The 17,832-nt window shown below is 53.5% G+C and carries 15 protein-coding genes and 1 tRNA gene; 7 read left to right on the forward strand and 9 right to left on the reverse strand.

Annotated features, from left to right (window positions below):
• Positions 1 to 18: 18 nt before the first annotated feature.
• The 4 genes from argJ to CU041_RS00525 all read right to left on the reverse strand — a co-directional run bounded on the left by argJ (position 19) and on the right by CU041_RS00525 (position 4,867).
• Positions 19 to 1,248: a bifunctional glutamate N-acetyltransferase/amino-acid acetyltransferase ArgJ gene (gene argJ, locus CU041_RS00510; RefSeq protein WP_101245321.1), complete on the reverse strand. Its 1,230-nt coding sequence runs from the start codon at positions 1,246 to 1,248 to the stop codon at positions 19 to 21.
• Between the two features lie 177 nt (positions 1,249 to 1,425).
• The gene (locus CU041_RS00515; RefSeq protein WP_101245322.1) at positions 1,426 to 2,292 is read right to left on the reverse strand and encodes a peptidylprolyl isomerase; all 867 of its coding nucleotides are present in this window, start codon (positions 2,290 to 2,292) and stop codon (positions 1,426 to 1,428) included.
• A 286-nt stretch (positions 2,293 to 2,578) separates the two neighbouring features.
• Positions 2,579 to 3,703, reverse strand: coding sequence for a hypothetical protein (locus CU041_RS00520; protein ID WP_101245323.1), 1,125 nt, complete (start codon positions 3,701 to 3,703; stop codon positions 2,579 to 2,581).
• A gap of 54 nt (positions 3,704 to 3,757) precedes the next feature.
• Positions 3,758 to 4,867, reverse strand: coding sequence for a hypothetical protein (locus CU041_RS00525; protein WP_101245324.1), 1,110 nt, complete (start codon positions 4,865 to 4,867; stop codon positions 3,758 to 3,760).
• A 335-nt stretch (positions 4,868 to 5,202) separates the two neighbouring features.
• On the opposite strand from CU041_RS00525, the gene secA reads away from it, so the two are divergent.
• The 5 genes from secA to CU041_RS00550 all read left to right on the forward strand — a co-directional run bounded on the left by secA (position 5,203) and on the right by CU041_RS00550 (position 11,982).
• Complete coding sequence (secA, locus tag CU041_RS00530; protein ID WP_101245325.1) at positions 5,203 to 7,911, forward strand: preprotein translocase subunit SecA; 2,709 nt, start codon at positions 5,203 to 5,205, stop codon at positions 7,909 to 7,911.
• Positions 7,912 to 8,112: 201 nt separating this feature from the next.
• The gene (locus CU041_RS00535; RefSeq protein ID WP_101245326.1) at positions 8,113 to 10,161 is read left to right on the forward strand and encodes an O-linked N-acetylglucosamine transferase, SPINDLY family protein; all 2,049 of its coding nucleotides are present in this window, start codon (positions 8,113 to 8,115) and stop codon (positions 10,159 to 10,161) included.
• A gap of 84 nt (positions 10,162 to 10,245) precedes the next feature.
• Positions 10,246 to 10,677 (forward strand): 8-oxo-dGTP diphosphatase MutT, encoded by a 432-nt coding sequence (mutT, locus tag CU041_RS00540; protein ID WP_101245327.1) that lies wholly within the window; start codon positions 10,246 to 10,248, stop codon positions 10,675 to 10,677.
• 65 nt (positions 10,678 to 10,742) lie between these two features.
• A complete protein-coding gene (locus CU041_RS00545; protein WP_101245328.1) occupies positions 10,743 to 11,507 on the forward strand; it encodes a competence/damage-inducible protein A in 765 nt (254 codons plus the stop codon).
• A gap of 124 nt (positions 11,508 to 11,631) precedes the next feature.
• Positions 11,632 to 11,982: a hypothetical protein gene (locus CU041_RS00550; RefSeq protein ID WP_101245859.1), complete on the forward strand. Its 351-nt coding sequence runs from the start codon at positions 11,632 to 11,634 to the stop codon at positions 11,980 to 11,982.
• 244 nt (positions 11,983 to 12,226) lie between these two features.
• Here the strand turns inward: CU041_RS00550 and CU041_RS00555 are convergent, their stop codons facing one another.
• The 3 genes from CU041_RS00555 to CU041_RS00565 form a co-directional block, all read right to left on the reverse strand.
• Positions 12,227 to 12,478 carry a hypothetical protein gene (locus CU041_RS00555; protein WP_101245329.1) on the reverse strand — a complete coding sequence of 84 codons (252 nt, stop codon included), beginning with the start codon at positions 12,476 to 12,478 and terminating at the stop codon, positions 12,227 to 12,229.
• A gap of 44 nt (positions 12,479 to 12,522) precedes the next feature.
• Positions 12,523 to 13,209, reverse strand: coding sequence for a 5,6-dimethylbenzimidazole synthase (bluB, locus tag CU041_RS00560; RefSeq protein ID WP_101245330.1), 687 nt, complete (start codon positions 13,207 to 13,209; stop codon positions 12,523 to 12,525).
• A gap of 131 nt (positions 13,210 to 13,340) precedes the next feature.
• Positions 13,341 to 14,654, reverse strand: coding sequence for an autotransporter domain-containing protein (locus CU041_RS00565; RefSeq protein WP_233432959.1), 1,314 nt, complete (start codon positions 14,652 to 14,654; stop codon positions 13,341 to 13,343).
• Between the two features lie 307 nt (positions 14,655 to 14,961).
• Between CU041_RS00565 and CU041_RS00570 the strand changes: the two genes are divergently transcribed.
• Positions 14,962 to 15,049: transfer RNA gene (locus CU041_RS00570), tRNA-Leu, on the forward strand.
• 279 nt (positions 15,050 to 15,328) lie between these two features.
• Here CU041_RS00570 and CU041_RS00575 read toward each other — a convergent pair.
• Positions 15,329 to 16,066 carry a substrate-binding periplasmic protein gene (locus CU041_RS00575; protein ID WP_101245331.1) on the reverse strand — a complete coding sequence of 246 codons (738 nt, stop codon included), beginning with the start codon at positions 16,064 to 16,066 and terminating at the stop codon, positions 15,329 to 15,331.
• Positions 16,067 to 16,392: 326 nt separating this feature from the next.
• Here CU041_RS00575 and CU041_RS00580 point away from each other — a divergent pair, with 326 nt between their 5' ends.
• Positions 16,393 to 16,779 carry a hypothetical protein gene (locus CU041_RS00580; protein ID WP_228195133.1) on the forward strand — a complete coding sequence of 129 codons (387 nt, stop codon included), beginning with the start codon at positions 16,393 to 16,395 and terminating at the stop codon, positions 16,777 to 16,779.
• Positions 16,780 to 16,808: 29 nt separating this feature from the next.
• On the opposite strand, the gene CU041_RS00585 is transcribed toward CU041_RS00580, so the two are convergent.
• Positions 16,809 to 17,579 (reverse strand): substrate-binding periplasmic protein, encoded by a 771-nt coding sequence (locus CU041_RS00585; protein WP_101245333.1) that lies wholly within the window; start codon positions 17,577 to 17,579, stop codon positions 16,809 to 16,811.
• Between the last annotated feature and the right edge of the window lie 253 nt (positions 17,580 to 17,832).

A 17,832-nucleotide genomic window follows, 5' to 3' on the forward strand; every position in this document is an offset into this window, starting at 1 on the left:
TGATCAGACGATCGTCGATCAGCTGCGGTAATCCGCATTGATCGAGATATAGCCATGGGTCAGGTCACAGGTCCAGACCGTGGCCGCACCATCTCCAAAGCCAAGATCCGCTGCAATGTCGATATACTGGCCCTTGATATGGGCTTCGACCGGGCCTTCGTCATAATCGGCAACCCGTTCGCCGTTTTTGGCAAGTTCAATGCCGCCGATGGAAACGGTCAGTTTGTTCGGATCCGCGGTCACACCGCATTTGCCAACAGCCATGACAATACGGCCCCAGTTGGCGTCTTCACCGGCAATCGCGGTTTTGACCAGCGGGGAATTGGCAATCGCCTTGGCGGCAATTTTGGCTTCTTTTTCATTCACCGCACCCGTGACATTGACCGTGATGAATTTCGATGCACCTTCGCCGTCGCGAACGATCTGATGGGCAAGATCACGAAGGACACCTTCAAGAGCATCCTTGAATTCGGCGATTGCCGGGTCATTGGCATCAGACACGGTGTCATTTCCGGCCTTGCCGGTGGCGGCAAGCAGCAAGGTGTCAGACGTGGAGGTGTCGCTATCCACCGTAATCGCGTTGAAGCTGCGATTGTTGCAGTCCGACAGCAATGCCTGAAGGACACTGTGCGGAAGGGCAGCATCGGTGAAGACAAAGCCGAGCATGGTGGCCATGTTCGGTTCAATCATGCCTGAACCCTTGGCAATGCCGGCAATGGTGACTTTGGTGCCATTGATGGTGGCGGTCGCCGACGCCCCTTTGGGGAAGGTGTCGGTGGTCATGATGGCCTTGGCCGCATCAAGCCAGCCTGCATCATTGGCAAGAATATCGTCCAGCGCATCGGTAATGCGGGTTGCGGTGGTTGGCTCGCCAATCACCCCGGTCGACGCGGTGAAGATTTCATTTTTGGCACAGCCAAGGGCCTTGGCAGCGCATTCAACCTTGTCTGCGACGAACTTTTCGCCGGCCTTGCCGGTAAAGGCGACCGAGTTGCCCGCATTGACAAAAAATGCACGTGCGGTCCCGCCTTTGAGTGCTTCGCGGCCCCAACGAACAGCCGCAGATGCGGTGGTCGATGTCGTGAAGACACCGGCAACCTGGGTGCCCGGTTCAAGTTCGGCAAACAGAACATCCGGGCGGCCCTTGTATCGAATGCCAAGGGTGGCCGTATGCAGTTTGACACCGGCAATAGCCGGGAGTTCAGGGAACCCTGCGGGGGCAAGCGGTGAAAGCGAGGTCGCTACCATCAGTGCAATTTCCTTAAATGGACAAGTTTGGTTCATCCTGCCGCAACGGTGACGAAAAGCAAGCAGCAGAATGCATTTATTCAGATCGGTGATCGGCAACACAAACGGGGTGAAGCCAGTGGCCGCACCCCGTTTGGTTCAAGTGAATTCAAGATCAGTCGGTATGAGCCGGGCTGATTAGTTCTTCTTGTCTTCTGCAGGTGCGTCCTTGGCAGCTTCTTCTGCTGCTTTTTCGACATTGTTCACGATGTCGGCTTTTTCGCGCAGGCCTTCAACAATGGTGTTGATGGCATCGCGGGTGACTTCGGCGGTCAGCTGTTGACGAACTTCGTCAAGCGAAGGCTGGGTGCCTTCTTTCTTTTCTTCAACCTTGATCACGTGCCAGCCGAACTGGGTCTGAACCGGTTCTTTGGAATAGGTGCCGGCTTCCATTGCAAAGGCTGCTTCGGCAAACGGGGCAACCATGTCAGCACGGTTAAAGAAGCCAAGATCGCCACCATTCGGGGCAGACGGGCCGGTCGACTTTTCCTTGGCGAGTTCTACGAAGTCCGCGCCATCATCAAGTTCGGCGATGACTGCTTTGGCGTCTTCTTCGTTTTCAAGAAGGATGTGACGGGCATGAACCTGCGGTTCGGGTTCGTTGTTTGCGACGAACTCATCATATTTTGCCTTGATCGCGTCTTCGGTGACGGCATCGTCAAGTGCACGGTCAAGATAGGTTTCGGCAATCACGCGGCGCTCAAGCGCTTCGACGCGTTCCTTGACTTCCTCGTCGTCGGCAAGACCGGCGTCGCTACCTGCAATCATCAGCAGGCGCTGGTTGATTTCGCGGGTCAGCAGATCGGCCTTAAGCATTTCGAACGGCAGCTGGCGATACTGTTGCGGCAGGCCCTGTTGGGTTGCACGGACTTCAGATTCCAGAATTTCTTCGCCGTTCACCGTTGCCAGAACCGGGTCTTCGGCCGGTGCAGCATCCTGTGCCAGAACAGGGGATGCAAAAATGACGGATGCCAGCGACGCGGCAAGAAGGGTATTGCGCAGCATAGTTTCTCCAGACTTTGATTTCGCGGGCTTTCAGCCCAGTGCCTCTCTCCACGGGTAAATCACATAAGCGGGTCATGCACAAGGCTTCGCCGTGGAAGTCGGGCTTTTTCGCAAAGCAATCTGTCCAAAATGTGAAACCCTTACATGCAAGAGTAAAAATATGACTTTCCGTGCCAAATAGCTGTGAAAATGCCCGCGGTCATCCACGTCATCAAAACCCGTTTCAATCACGCGGGCATGTCAAATCCGGTGAATGACCGATTTATGAAATTTGGGGTGGGGCTGATCAGGCTTTCACGTCAAAAAAGACTTCGCCGACCTGACCTGTTGATCCGTCATCGCGTTCAAACTTCGACTGTGCCACCAGATCACCGCCGATCAGGCGTTCATCGATCGGGGTTACCATGGCAAGCGAAATGGATTTGATGCCGGCATCAGCCAGGCCTTGCTGGCTGCCATCCGCGCGCAGCAAGACAAGGGATGAAAATACGCCGTCCTGCTGGTCAATCAGGCCATCAAGATTGTCGTCAAATTTCGACAGTTCCGCGAAGCCGTCCTTGGCGCCGTGCTGGTCACCAAACAATTCGCGACCATCGTTGATTTCACCGTCACCATTGCGGTCAAGTGCCAAAAGGGCATCTGCGCCCTTTATCCAGGCGGTCTGGTCAAGTGTGCCATCGCCATCGATGTCAAACAGCTGCCCGTCCTTGAGGCTTGTGATGTCTATGCCGTTGCCATCAAGGTCAAGGATCAGGGGGTCTTGCTGGAACATCAGGGCAATTTCGATCCGCACCATTTCGATATGTGCCTTGAATTCCGAGATCGAGACATTTGTCTGACCACCGATGCGCGAAAATTTCGCTTCAAAGGCGCTGATATCGATTTCAACCCGCTGGGATGAAACGGACAGGGCACCAAGATTAATCTGGTTTGCGCCATTGCTGATGTTCAGTGACAGTTCCTGTGCCGAAATCGCCCGACCCGAACCGTTCGCACCGGAAACGGCCATATCTTCGGGGGCGCCACCGGTCATGGCATTGGCCATGGCGCGTGCCTTGGCCGGGGGAATGCCCATCATTGCCAGCACAATGAAAGCTTCGCGGTTCATTCGCGTCTGCGCTTCGTCCATTGCCGGTTTGATGGCATTGACCACATCAAGGGCATTGGTCTGAATTTCGAAAACCGGGCGCTGCAATTGGCCAAGCGTTTGTTCGATACGCTGGTTTGCTTCGATGCTGAGATCAATCTGATCGACGATCGCGCGCTGACGGGCAAGTTCCCCATCGGCTGCGTCATTATCACCGGACTTTGTGGTTACGCTGACCGCACTTTGTGATGCGGCCTGCGACAATGCGACCGTGGCGGCATTTTGATGGGCCGTCGGGTTTGTCAGGTTGGTATGGTCAAACATTCAGCGCCTCCTTCCTGAAGGGCTGCGGGATGCCACAGGGCATCCCGTTTGCAGTTAAATCAGAACATCCTGTTCCTGTGACGGGTCGATCACCGGTACGGTTTCGCCGGTCGGGAAGGTGAAGGTTGCATCACCGCCGTCCTGACCAAAACGTCCCATCGGCATCAACATGTCGACTGTAAGTTTCAACTGATTGTTGTCAGCACCTTCTTGCGGTGCGGACTGGCTGATGCCACGGACGATCAATGTCGCCTGTTCCATGAACTGTTCGGTGATCTGGGCATTGAGTGCAGCCATACGTTCTGTTGCAATCGACTGGCCGGTCGCCGGGGGTGTTGATGCGTCTTCGCCGTCGCCAGATTTGCTATCATCCGAACCGACTGTTGCATTCATCAATTCGCGGATGAACTCGGCGACTCCGTTATCATTAATATCAAACAGCAATCCGCCATCTTCGGCATTGGCCGGGTTGCCCAGCATATCAACAAGAGAACCGCCGCCAAGGCCGTCCATTACCGTGCCAAGCGCACCCAGTGCTGCCCCCATGCTGTTGCCAATGGCAACGGCTTCGGTACGGACAACCTCGATTTTGGCAGCCTGATAATTGAACGAGAATTCGCCGGTATCGTTATTGATGCTGATATCAAGTGATTGGACGGCCATCATGGCTGTTTCGGAAACACCAACAGCGGCACCATTCGCGCCAGCATATGAAATCGCTGTCTTGCTGTGACTTGCAATGGCCTGGTCAAAGGAAAATTCAAACTGGTCCTGACCCTTTGCGGCATCGCGAATGCCGTCAAACATGGCATCGGTTGCGGCAATTGCGTCTTCCTGGCTCATCCCGGACAGGGCAAACATTTCCTGGACACTGCCGCGGATCATGTCAAGCGACGCATCAAGGGCGCGCTCAAACAATTCTTCGGTCGTCAGCGGTTTGTTTGAAAGGGCTTTGCCATTGGCCGGTGCAAGCTGCTGGCTTTCATTATGAGCGGCCAGCGCATCATCAGACAAGGCAACCGGGTCCATACGGCTGCGCGCATTGGCATTCGCCTGTGCGGAGTCCTGACCGTTTTCTGTGCCGGGCTTTGCAATGGCCTGACGCGCGTCCTGCAGGCTGGATTGGCCCTGACGGAACGGATTAAGCGCGGAGAAATCTACCATTTCCTCCTCCTGAGGATGCGTTCAGGCATCGGGACAAAACCCTTTTTGATTGCCGGAACTGAGCTACATGCTCTTTGAAGTTTAAAACTGTGGGCCAAATAATACGGTTTTTTTGTGCATTTCTCAAGCCAGAAGCGATCAGGGGCAAAGCCAACTCTCCCTGGCATGGTGATCGGGCGTGAAACGGCGGTTCAATCGGTGCCTATTTTCGGCCCAACATTAGCGATATTGGTTCGTTCCGTTGACAGATGGCAGGCAGGGTTCTATCTGTGATCGGGCTCGGCTTTCTGCCGTTGCCTAATCGTGTCTTTATTCATTTGTTCAGGAACGTATTAATGCTCGGCGCCATTGCCCGGAAAATTTTCGGTTCAGCTAACGATCGTGAAGTCAAAGCCCTGCGGGCCACGGTCGAGCAAATCAATGCCCTGGAACCCGAAGTCGAAAAGCTTAGTGACGACGAACTGCGCGCCCGCACGGACTGGCTGCGCGAACGTCTGAAAAACGGCGAGACTCTTACCGATATTCTGCCCGATACATTCGCCACCATCCGCGAGGCATCCAAGCGTGTTCGCGGCGAACGGCATTACGATGTTCAGCTGCTTGGCGGTATGGTTCTGTGCCAGGGCAAGATTGCCGAAATGAAAACCGGTGAAGGTAAAACGCTTGTTTCAACCTTGCCGGTTTATTTGAATGCGCTTGAGGGCAAGGGCGTTCATGTGGTGACCGTCAACGACTATCTGGCCCGCCGCGATGCGGAATGGATGGGTGAAGTGTATGGCTTCCTTGGTCTTTCGGTTGGCGTGATCATGCATGGCATGACCGATGATCAGCGCCGCGAGGCATATGCGTGTGACATCACCTACGCGACCAACAACGAGCTGGGCTTTGATTATCTGCGCGATAACATGAAGTTCCGCCTTGAAGACATGGTACAGCGCCCGTTCAACTTTGCGATCGTCGATGAAGTCGACTCGATCCTGATTGACGAAGCCCGTACCCCGCTGATTATTTCCGGCCCGGCCGAAGACAGCTCGGAACTGTATCGTGCGATCGATGTCCTGATCCCGAAACTGACCGAAGATGATTTCGAAAAAGATGAAAAAGCCCGTGCCGTTACCCTGACCGAAGACGGGACCGAGCACGCCGAACAGCTTTTGATGGAAATGGGCATCCTGACCGAGGGCACGCTTTATGACGTTGCCAACGTTCATCTTGTCCATCACGTCAACCAGGCCCTTCGTGCGCACAAGCTGTTCCAGAAGGACACCGATTACATCGTCAAGGACGACAAGGTCGTCATCATTGACGAATTTACCGGTCGTATGATGGAAGGCCGCCGTTATTCCGATGGCCTGCATCAGGCGCTTGAAGCCAAGGAAAAGGTCAAAATCCAGAACGAGAACCAGACGCTGGCATCGATCACGTTCCAGAACTATTTCCGTCTGTATCCGACCCTGGCAGGCATGACCGGTACGGCAATGACCGAGGCCGAGGAATTCGAAGAAATCTATGGCCTGCAGGTTGTCGAAATCCCGACCCATCGCCCGATTGCCCGTAAAGATGCCGATGACGAGATCTATCGCACGGCCAAGGAAAAATGGGTGGCAATTGCCGAACAGCTTGCAGATTGCCACGAACGCGGTCAGCCGGCACTGGTTGGGACCGTCTCGATCGAAAAATCGGAAATTCTGTCTGACCTTCTTAAGCAGAAGAAAATTCCGCACGAAGTTCTCAATGCCAAGCAGCATGAACGCGAAGCATTGATCGTTGCCCAGGCCGGTGCGCCCGGCGCCATTACGATCGCCACCAACATGGCCGGTCGTGGTACGGACATCAAACTTGGCGGTAACGTCGAGATGCGTGTTGAACATGAACTGGCTGACGTTACTGACGAGGCCAAGCGCGCGGCTGCAATTGAAAAAATCAAAGCCGAAGTCAAGGCCGATCAGGAAAAGGTTCTGGCTGCCGGTGGTCTGTTTGTGATTGGTACCGAACGTCATGAATCACGCCGCGTGGACAACCAGCTGCGTGGTCGTTCCGGTCGTCAGGGTGACCCGGGCGGTTCGAAATTCTATCTGTCGCTTGAAGATGACCTGATGCGTATTTTCGGGTCCGAGCGCATGGACGGGATGCTTCAGAAACTGGGGCTTCAGGAAGGCGAGGCGATCTACCATCCGTGGATCAACAAGGCGCTTGAAAAGGCCCAGCAGAAAGTTGAAGCACGTAACTTCGACATTCGTAAGAACGTTCTGAAATTTGACGATGTCATGAATGACCAGCGTAAGGTCGTTTATGAACAGCGCCGTGATCTGATGCAGGCCAAGCATGTCGCCGAAGACGTGGCCGACATGCGTGCCGAAGTGATCGAAGAACTTGTCGAGAAATACTGCCCGGCAAAAGTTTATCCGGAACAGTGGGAAGTCGCGAGCCTGCATGAGGAAACCACGCGACTTCTGGGCCTTGATCTTCCGATTTCGGAATGGGTCAAGGAAGAAGGCATCGATCAGGAAGTCATGCGTGAACGCATCGAAAAGGCAGCATCTGAAAAAATGGCTGCCAAGGTTGCGAATTACGGCGCGGATATCATGCGTCAGGTCGAGAAAAGCCTTGTTCTTCAGCTGCTCGATCAGTCGTGGAAAGAGCACCTCCTGGCGCTTGATCATCTGCGTCAGGGCATTGGGCTTCGGGCCTATGGACAGCGCGATCCGCTGAATGAATTCAAGCGTGAAGCATTCAATATGTTTGAAGGCATGCTGGCCAATCTGCGCGAACGTGTGACCCAGATGCTGTCACATGTTGAACTGCAATCCGCACCGCGCCCCGAAGACCTTGAAGCCCGTCGTCCGCAGCAGGAAATGCACGAAAACCGCGACGAACTTGAAGGCAGCGAAGAGGGATCGGACAGCGCAACTGTTCAGTCGCGTCAGGCATCGGGCACCGTGAACCCGAATGACCCGTCCACCTGGGGACGTGTCGCCCGCAATCAGGCCTGCCCGTGCGGTTCAGGCAAGAAATACAAACATTGTCATGGTCAGCTTGCCTGATTGCATCTGGTAATATCGATCACAAAACGCGCATTCTTCGGAATGCGCGTTTTTTTGTTTCTGTGAAGATAGCTAAGAATTTTGTCCTGTTTAGAGTTGCCTAGGTAATTGGATTTATTTTTATTTTCCAGGTGTGTTGCTGCTTTGAATCTGGTGATTTAAAATTTCTCGCGACAGCACAAGCATTGGAAAGGAAGCAAGGTGTCCTCATTCGATCAGGTCTCCAGGCGGGCCAAAAAACTGGAAGCCGACGGCCGGATCGGTGAAGCGATCAAGCTTTACGAGGAGTTCTTGCAGAAATTTCCGAAGAATAGTCGCGCGAAGGCTGCCCGCGAAGAATTACTGCGCCGAACCAAATCCGCAAGCATGAGTGCTGCACAAGAATCCTATCAGACTGCCAAGGCGCTGTTTGATCGGGGGGATTTTGCAAAAGGGATCGCTATTGCGGAACGGATTGTTACTGAAGTTCCGGAAAGTGCGGAGGCCTGGAATTTTCTGGGGGCAGCGTATTTCCGAAGTCAAAATTTGGTTGAAGCGGAGCGCTGTTTGCGCAAGGCGCTTGAAATCGACAAGAAGCTGATCCCGGCATGGACAAATATCGGAACTCTGTTTCATGCTCAGAACCGGCTGGACCAGGCGTTGGTTGCGTTTCAAAACGCAAGTTTTTTGGAACCGGAAAATGGCGGGTTTTACAACAGCATTGGCGGGATATTGATTTCAATGGGCCGCCTTGAAGAGGCGGAGCAGTTTTGTGCGCGTGCGATCAAATATGCGCCGAACCTGCCAAATGCATATAGCAATCTTGCTATTGTCTTCTATCACAGGTCCAAGTTGGATTTGGCAAAGAAAGCATATGAAAAAGCCTTGCAGCTTGAACCCCAAAACTTCGCGGCTTTTGGCGAGTATTTCTATATCCGGGCAAAGCTGTGCGACTGGTCAGAAGTTGCGATTGAATTGCCAGACACCAGCCCAGTTGGCGAGCCGGGCAACTCTATGTCGCCGTTTTCAATGTTACCGTATGAGGATGACCCGTTCGCACAACGCAAGCGTTCCGAGGTGCGTGCACGCGAGTTGCAGGTTCCAAACCGGTTTCCGGCGTTCCAGCCGCCTTCGGCACGCCCGGAGAAATTGAAGATCGGTTATTTCTCAGCTGATTTCCATAATCACGCCACCATGTCGCTGATGATGGGGGTGTTGGGTGCCCACAACAAAGACAAGTTTGAAATTCATGCCTATAGCTATGGCGGTGTGAAAGAAGGATGGCGTCGGGCGCAGTTTCAGGAAAAAGTCGAAAAATGTTGGGATGTTCACGGTGCCGCGGACGAGGAAATTGTCAAGCACGCGCGCGAGCAAGGGATTGATATTGCCATCGATTTGAAAGGTTACACCGATCAGGGGCGGACGCGTCTGTTTGCACATCGCATTGCACCGGTTCAGATCAGTTATCTTGGCTATCCCGGCACATTGGGCGCCGACTTTATTGATTATATGATTGCAGACCGTTCGGTCATTCCTGATCAATACAGGGATGCTTACTCGGAAAAGCTGATCTACATGCCGCATTGTTATCAGCCAAACGATGCCGGTCGCAGGTTTGAGCCAAGCCACCAGTCGCGCGAGGATCTTGGTTTGCCGGAACGTGGCTTTGTCTTTTGCGCATTTAATGGCTGCTACAAGATTTCCCCGCGGGAGTTCGAAATTTGGATGCGACTTCTGGACAAGGTAGATGGATCGGTGCTGTGGTTGCTTGGCGGTAGTGAAGACGCGGTAAGTAACCTCAGGAAAGAGGCCGAGCTGGCCGGCATTGATCCCGGTCGCTTGATCTTTGCAGATTTGGTGCCTGAAGAGCAGCACCTTGCGCGGCAAGCCCATGCTGACCTGTTTCTTGATACCTTCAACGTTAACGCCCACACGACGGCAAGCGACGCTTTGTGGGCCGGGTTGCCCATTCTGACGGTGGCGGGCAAACAGTTCGCAGCAAGGGTTGCTGCCAGCATTCTCAAAGCGGCAAACCTGCCAGAGCTGATTGCGAAAGATGAAGCCGAGTACGAGGAAATCGCTCTTGATCTTGCGCTGAATCCTGAGAAGGCACAGGCCTTGAAAGTCAAAGTTCAGGAGCAGCTTCAAACCTGTCCGTTATTTGATACCAAAAGCTATACCATTGCGCTGGAAGCCGGGTTTGAAGCGGCATATGACCACTATTTGAACGGGGTTGCGCCAGAAGACATTGATCTGAGTTCATCTGTTTGATGAAGAGTGTTTTCTGCACTTGGCGAAGCACATTGGCCGCGATAAAACATTGTCATGACGATACAACAACCAGAGAAAGGCTGCATGTCGGTCGACTTGCGGCAGGGTAAAATACCCTGGAAAACAGTGTTTGTCAGTGCCGTGGCACTGGTGGATGCCGATCATCGCGTATTGATTGCGCAGCGCCCCGAAGGCAAATCCATGGCGGGGCTTTGGGAGTTTCCGGGTGGTAAGGTCGAACCCGGTGAAACACCGGAAATGGCACTGGTGCGCGAACTGAAGGAAGAGCTTGGCATCGATATTACCGAAAGCTGCCTGGCGCCTTTTACCTTTGCCTCATTTACCTATGATGACTTCCATCTGATGATGCCGCTTTATCTGTGCCGCGTCTGGAAAGGCGAGATCACCCCGATGGAAGGCCAGCAGGTAAAGTGGGTGCGTCCTGTGCGCCTGGGTGACTATCCGATGCCGCCGGCTGATGTGCCGCTGGTTGCGATGTTGCGCGATTTCCTGTGACCCGGACGCCTGTTAGGTGCGTAAGGTCTAGAGTCTGAAAATGATATTGAAGTTGTGGGGAAGTGATGTCTGATCCGGTCCGTGCCTGTTTGATTATTATCGGCAATGAAATCCTGTCTGGCCGTACCCATGACAAGAACCTGCCCTATCTGGCAGAAGAACTGAACAAGATCGGCGTGCGGCTGGCCGAGGCCCGTGTGATCCCCGATATCGAAGACACCATTATCGCCACAGTCAATGAATGCCGGGCGAAGTTTGATTACGTCTTTACCACCGGGGGCATCGGGCCGACCCATGATGACATTACATCGGAATGCGTTGCCAAGGCGTTTGGCGTAGAAATTGAACTCAATGCCGAGGCGCATGAACTTCTTAAAAGCCACTATGAAAACCCCGAAGACCTGAACGAGGCGCGTCTGCGTATGGCGCATGTACCGGTCGGTGCCGAACTTGTGCAGAACCCGATTTCAAAGGCGCCGGGTTTCCGCATGGGCAATGTTTATGTCATGGCCGGTGTGCCGATGATTATGCAGGCCATGTTCCAGGGCATCAAACATCAACTGGTCGGTGGCAAGCCGATGGTGTCGCGCTCTGTCGGTGGTTATATCCCCGAAGGTACAATCGCCAAGATGCTTGCTGAAATTCAGGGCGATTTCCCGCAAACCGATATCGGATCCTATCCGTTTCTGCGCGAAGGGAAACTTGGCACGACCTTGGTTGTGCGCGGGGAAAGCCCAGAAGATGTCAATCACGCAGCCGAGCGTATCCGTCTTGTAATTATCGAAAGCGGGCGTGAGGTCATTGAAGATAGCGGTACTATCAGCGCCTAGCCCGTAGCCCCGACTTCAATCCTCGATCCTTTACGTCATGTCAGCTTTGACCAATTGCGTTTGGTCAAAGCATCGCGCGGGATGGATGTCTAGAATGGTTCTGACCTTGAACAAAGGACAGGGCATGGAACAGCATCACAACGACCCCGATCGCCGTCCCGAACAGGATATTCGCAACAGCAAGGCTGCGCGTGAGGCCCGGTCGATCGTGCGCTTCATGATCGAACATACTGCCTATGGCGGGTTTGGTGCCTTGGTGTTTGGTGGGCTGGTTCTTTATTTCGACGTTGGCGGCATATACAGCCTTGCGATGGCATCGCGGGATGCGCCGATCTTTGTGTTTTTATTGTTTTTCGGACTGTTCGTTACCTTTGGCGGTATCAGTCTTGGCATCGGGATCATGACGCTTGGCGGTTTTTCCGATGATGACCGATACCGGGATGAACGATCCCGAAATCAAAGACATGATGATTAGGGGCGGGACCTGATAATTTGATCGGAGTGGCAGAGCTTATATCTGCAGGGTATGCATCGTCGCGAAACCTTGAATGATTCCTCTCTGCTTTCCGGCGGTTTCATTTGAGGGCCCAGCGCAAATCCGAGTGGCTACGCGAACCCAATTAAGAGGTCATGTTTCGAGGGATCGGTAGGAAAAAAAGCGCCCGACCAAGGGCGCCTTTGCTGCAATCTGGGGTGAAGTACCCTGTTTGAATGCCTTCTTACGGGCGGTCTGCCCCGGACTTTTTGACGATGATGCGTGCCACGATCATCCCGATGATCCAGCCCGCCAACGGAACCACAAAAATATAGTCAAACAGCGGATGAGCGGTGTCACCGCCTGATGCAGCCAGAATAAAACCGACCCAGCCAGCCGTCAGCAAATAGCCCATGATCTTGAAATAGACACCGTTTGACAGGCCTTTCTTCTCAGGCTGTTCGGGGGTGTTTGGTTGGGTTTTGTCGGCGGACATCCTGGTATCCTTGTATCTTGAAATGGGAATAGATGCGGGCGTTATCAGCGTTCAAGGGTCAGGGCATCGGGATCAATGCGATCCTGCCAACCTTCGCGGACCAGTTCGGGAACGATGTGGTCTTCTTCCGGATAGCCGATACACAGATAGGCAATCAGTCGCCAGTGATCGGGGACTTCAAGGGTTTTGCCAACCACGTCGGGTTCAAGGATTGAAACCCAGCCTACACCAATGCCCTTTACCCGGGCTGCCAGCCACAAAAGCTGAACCGCTGCCACAGCAGAATAATCAAGCATTTCAGGCATGGTCTTGCGGCCAAGCCCCATGCCGGCTTCGGTTTCTTCGTCGGCAAAAACGGCAAGCTGTACGGGGGCCTGATCCATGCCCTGAAGTTTAAGGGACGCATACATTTTTGCCCGTTCACCGTGATAGTCATTAAGCGCGTCATTGTTGGCACGTTCGAAACTGTCGCGAATGGCCTTGCGTCGTTCGGGGGCATTGACCTTTACAAATCGCCAGGGCTGGCAATTGCCAACCGACGGCGCAAGGCAGGCTTCCTTGATCAGGTCATTGATATCATCTTGCGGGATCGGGTCGGTGCGGAACCGCCGCACATCACGCCGCCACAGCAACAGATCGATGAACTGTTTTTGAAAATTCCGGTCAAAGACCGGCGGGGTCAGGGTTTTGGTATCCACCGTGGACCGGTTTCCCGGATCTGGCTTGTTCATGGCGCAAACCTGCTGGAATTGGCGTTATTTCTGTATTTCTGTTTGCACCCTACCTGTCACAGGGGGGATCGCCAATAGCAAGATGCCGTCTTTGGTGATATTGGCGCTGCGCCAATGATTTGGGTTACATCCTAGAACGGAAAATCGATGGTAAGCAGCCCGGAATAGTCGCTGTGCCGGACTTCATAGGTGAATTTTCGGCGTACTTCAAAACTCAACTGGCCGGGAATTGCGCCCCAGTTCTGGGTAATGCCGCCGCCCGTATCGAGATACATATTCGTACTTTCAACCATCAGAAACGGCTGCAGGGTCACATAGCTTTGGGGTAAATCGCGGGTCAGCGCGATTTCGGACCGAATACCTTCCAGCGGTTCGCTGTCGGTTGCGACTTCGCGGAAGCCGGTGATGCTAAGATCAAATTTCAGCGGGTCATAGCGGTATTCCGATCCGCCGTAATAACGTGTCGAACCACTGCGTCCATAATTCTGGTTCAACAGCGAAATCGTTTCTTCCTGACCGGCAAAGGGCGTGATTTTGTGACGGCCAAGATCAAGGTCGTATCGTGCTTCAAGTGCTGCATCAAACAGCCTTGTCGTCGCGGTTTTTGCGGTGATGGTGCTGCCATCGGTCGCCCGCGCAGAGCCGATATATTCATGGGCGGTGATCATGTCGCCATCAAGCTGCAAGCTTACCGGCAAGCCGCCAAAATCGTATTTCGAGGCAAACCCGATCGAATTGGAAAACGTGTTGCTTTCAAGGCTTTCGGCATAGGGCACATCGCTTGGCGGGGAAGCAATGGCGGATTGGCTGATCATGCTTTTGCCAAAACTCAGACTGCCGCGCAGATTAAGCCAGTCCGTCATACGGGCGACGAAATAGGGGGAAACTGCAAGGTTGCTTTCGCGATATCGCAATTGCCGTGAGCCTGTTTCGCCCAAAGTATTGCCCCAGCCAATGCCAAGGCCAACGACAAGACCGTCATCAAGCAAATAGTCAACGCCACTATCAATCGAAACCGAATCACCGCTTAGTCCCGGATCATATCCGGCCCGGGTGATGCGGTTTTCAAGATCGGTGTGGTTTCCGACCACCCAGATGCTGATGGGGACGCGCACGGTGCGTGACTGCATGGGGAAGGTTCCCGCCGCACTGTCAAAATCGATACGCCGGGCAAGCGACGTTAGTGCTGCGCGACCGCCAAAGACTTCGACATTCGGGTCCGTGTTTGTATCAAGATACAGCGACGGCGATGTTTCATCGGCCGGGTCAACAAAATCGTCAAACAACAGCGGCGATATGGTGCTTTCATACAGATCGTTGTCGATCTTGTCATAAAGCCGGTTCATATGACGTCGGCGGTTATCCGCACGGTTCAAGGTTTCGCTTCGCAAAATCAGTGAATCAGGGCGCGCTCCGCCGTCGCCGGCAAAGGCCAGCGAGATCATCCTTGGGAGAACCCCGCGATGGTAATAAAGCGCAGCGGTTGCGATGCAAACCGTGGCCGCGAGGGCAGTTTTCAGATGCCGGTGCATGTGTGATACAGCGCGTTGATTGGTATCTGGCACCATGTTGCAGGGCAAAAGTGCAGGGATTATGGAGTAAGGCGGGCAATTTTGCCGTAATCAGTATCGGGTGGCTGTTGATCGGGGATCATTTCTGTATGACGCGATAAAGCGGCAATAGGATGTTGCACCAATTTCAAAGCCGCGCTAGAACCCTTTTTCCGGTTACAGGCCGGGTGCGACACGCAATGCGGGCGTGGCGAAATTGGTAAACGCAGCGGACTTAAAATCCGCCGGCCCTAAAGGCTTTGCCGGTTCAAGTCCGGCCGCCCGCACCATCTTTTACCGGCCATTTTTGATTGTCCTGAGCGGTTGCCTTTGATAGCCGGGCATCAAATTGGCCTGATTGCGCCATTAAATTACCTGTTTTGCATTTTAGCGTTTGCTTTCGGTGTCCTTTGGCCGTGTTCGCCATTGGACGTGGTTTGCGCTGCCCAAATTCAGGAGACAGAAAAATGATCCATCTGATCGCATTTGGCGTTATTGCCCTTACAGCATTGACCGTGGCCTGAAGCCAGTTTATCTGCCGCCAAATTCAGCAATCGGCGGCACCCGTTCTAATTCGTATCGATCCGGATTTGCTGCTTAAGTGGTGTCGGCTTGGCCTTTGCCAGGTGATGGCGAATGTGTTCCATGTTCAGCCGAGATGCCGGTGATGTCGCGAAATAGAACGTTTGGGTGGCAACGGGCGTGTTGCTGATATGAATGACACGGCCAAGTTCAGGGTGCGCCTGTATCAGGGCGTCGGCCACAGATTTTTCCATCAACCCGCCATCGGCGCGCCTTGATGCCACCATGCGCAGGATCGAAAAATCGTCGACCACTTCCATGATGTCGACTTGGTCGCGGCGGTTTTCGAATTCATCGCCATACCAATATCCCGCACCCAGAGCGACGCGGTGTTCCCATAGTTGATCCGTCGGAAGCGGGTAATCACGATGCGACAGCAGCACCGTGTCGCTGATCAGAATCGGGAACTCGTATTCAAGACCGTAATTTTGCGCCTGTCCGGCTTCGGCACAGAAGATAACGTCGACATCCCCGTTGCGTGCCGCATCAATTGCGCGCTTCCAAGGGTAAATTTCGATCCTTGTCTTGTATCCGAAGGATGCCAGCAATTCTTCGACATAATCGACCAGAATGCCCCCGGGGCGGTTGCCTTCGATAACGTATGGCGGCCATGGGCTGCAGGATGCGACGATCTCGATGCCGGTTTCGCCGCTGGCATGCCCGACGGAGGGCAGGAGAAGGCTTGCCGTTATCAGGCATCCGATGATTTTCAGTTTAGGCAGCATCCAAAGGTCCCGGTCTCATGCATTGTTGTTTTTATGTATGGCGGGTGGTCGGCTAATTACAGGGCTGACATGGGGGCTTGCGGATTGTCTTTAATCCTGCTGTCCGGGAAGTTTTTGAAAAAACGGAAAACAGCGCGGTAAAATCTTGGAAAAGGTTTTAGGGCATCATAGCTGCGCGTTGTCTTTCGGGATGTGATGCATGGTGAGGCGCTTCTCGTTCAAACCCCGTGTATCGATGGTTTACCTGATGTAAATCGGTTGGGGCTACGGTCTGTTTTCGGGCAGGGTCTGGCTTTGCCGGCCACAGGGGAAAAGATCGAGTGAACATGATCGAGAAAGAAGATGATGCGCCGCGCAAAAAAGAACGGATTGGCAAATATGTTGCCCCCGAAGAGCGCGCTGCGAACATCGTAAAACAACTCGACGAGTTCCTGCGCAAAGGTCCGCGAAAGGGGCTGAAATATTCCCGCTGGCAGCAGCTTGCCTGGTACGAGATTGTCGATGAAATCAAACGCGCAGAAGCTGCGCAGAAAAATCAGGATACCCTGACCAAGTCCGCATTCCTGAGCCTTGCTATCGGGTTCGGAACAGTGGGGTTTTGGGGGCTGGTGCTTATGGCGGGGAACGGCCTGGGTGGTGTTGCTGCTGCTGTGATTGTCATTGCCGGTCTGGTGATCTGGCGGGCTATGTCCAAGGCCAAATGGTTTAAATAACTCCCGGTTCTCGTAAGGTGTCGCGTCGATCAGTTTGTGCTTTCTTCAAGGCCCAGCGCCTGCGCGACCCCGTATTTTTGGGCGATCGTTCTGAACCGCTCGGATTGGCGGAAAGTCTTAATGGTTGTGTCCATTTGTGCGATAAAGCTGCGTGTTATGTCGGAAACATGACAAACAATCGCATTTCGTGTTTTTGTCAGAATCAGCGATTGGCTGTATTGCGGTGATCCGAGTTTAAGATCCTGAAAAGTGATCTGAAAATCAGGAGACCATCCAACAATCGCATCGAGATGGCCGGCAACCAGCATGCTTACTTTGTTATCCTGCAGCGGGATAAGGGCAACCTGTGCGTCAGCGTTGCGGAGTTCCTGTTCGACATTTGACCCGATTGTCAGTCCAATCGATCTGCCGGCAATTTCTTCCATGGATGTAATTGGCGCAGTCCCAGGGGCGGTGAAAATATGCTGGGTCGCCTCAAAGACGTAGGTGCTTTCAAGAATATCGATGTCATTTCCGACCAACTTGACGATCAGGGTGCGGTCAACCGGCCAGATACAGTCGGCTTTGCGTTCGGCAAAGTCGACAACGGACCGTTTCAAAGGTCGAATGCGAATTTCCGGGCGGTAATTTTCGATTGTCACGAGTGACGTCAAAATGTCGGCATAAAAACCTTGCCCGTCGTTGGTGTTCAAACCTTCGGCAAGCTGGATGGACGCAATCTTGATCGTGTGATCATCGGCCATGGCCCTGCCAATGGATATGATCATCACGGTCAGTGCAATCAGCAGCATTTTGACCATAGAAAACCTGCATGTATCAGTTTTCTTATCTATGCCCGATTTGCGCAGAAGAACACGGTCGGCCCGCGTCAGTACATTCCGCGTTTGTTGCAAATGAAAGGCATCATTGCTTGATGTGTGGTCTGCGCATTGAAATTACAGCGGGCGATCCAAAGGTTTTCCGCTAGTGTCATGGTTTGATGGATGAAATATCCTGCGGTGGTGCTTTGCTGCCTGATAGGGATATCTGTAAAGAATTGCGCAGTGTCGTGAA

It is taken from the genome of Thalassospira povalilytica (assembly GCF_002844235.1).
In the GTDB taxonomy this organism is placed as follows: domain Bacteria; phylum Pseudomonadota; class Alphaproteobacteria; order Rhodospirillales; family Thalassospiraceae; genus Thalassospira; species Thalassospira povalilytica.